General features: G+C 31.3%; 2 protein-coding genes. Both read left to right on the forward strand.

Going from position 1 to position 799, the window contains the following annotated elements; genetic code table 11:
- The first annotated feature begins 48 nt into the window (after window positions 1-48).
- Window positions 49-327, forward strand: coding sequence for a hypothetical protein (locus CDH50_RS15020; protein ID WP_100613113.1), 279 nt, complete (start codon window positions 49-51; stop codon window positions 325-327).
- A gap of 8 nt (window positions 328-335) precedes the next feature.
- Window positions 336-662: a hypothetical protein gene (locus CDH50_RS15025; RefSeq protein WP_100613114.1), complete on the forward strand. Its 327-nt coding sequence runs from the start codon at window positions 336-338 to the stop codon at window positions 660-662.
- Window positions 663-799 lie beyond the last annotated feature (137 nt).

The following is a 799-nucleotide window of genomic DNA, read 5'->3' on the forward strand; positions in this document are numbered from 1 at the left end:
ACGTTGGCAGTAATTTGAGAGCAACCATTCGAAAGAACATTTTGAACTATGAAAAAACGGATTTTTAAAATATTAAGTATAATAATCGGACTTGTTATCATCTTAACTATTTACATAAATTCGGAATCATATATCAAAAATCAAGATTGGAAATTTGCGGAAGGAACACATATTGGAGATTGGTTAGGAAAGAATAATTTTGAAATTAAAGACGGAATAATATACTCGAATAGCGGAAAGGCGAAAATAGTTTTTTCACTAGGTCTAAAATTAATAATTGAAGATATAGAAACACAACAAAAAGGATTTTATGTAAATAAAAGTTGACAAACCTTATGAATTCGGATATAATAAACATAACGGCTAAACTCACACTCTACACAAAGGAAAATGGAGGACGTGAAACTGGAATCGGAACAGGATATAGACCAAATCACGTTATGGAATATTTGCCAAATTCAAATGACTTTCCGACAACTTACATTGGACAAATTGATTTTGAAAAAGATAGAATTTATCCTGGGGAAACTGAAAACGTAAAAATTATGTTTTTAAGACATCAGAATATTGAGGAGTTACTAAAAAAAGGAAGAATTTGGTGGATTCACGAAGGACCAAGAAAAATCGGAGAAGCTGAAGTAATTGAGGTTTTAACGGAATAAAAAACTACTGCCAACAACGTATATAATTTATTGCTGGTTCTAGCTTACTTACGAAAATCCTCGCGGATTTTCTATTCGGTTTTTATTTGCTAAATTTAGTGCTTAAACCACGCAACAAACCATATACAAACACGTTG

This window comes from Confluentibacter lentus (assembly GCF_002806995.1).
Taxonomy (GTDB): Bacteria; Bacteroidota; Bacteroidia; order Flavobacteriales; family Flavobacteriaceae; genus Confluentibacter; species Confluentibacter lentus.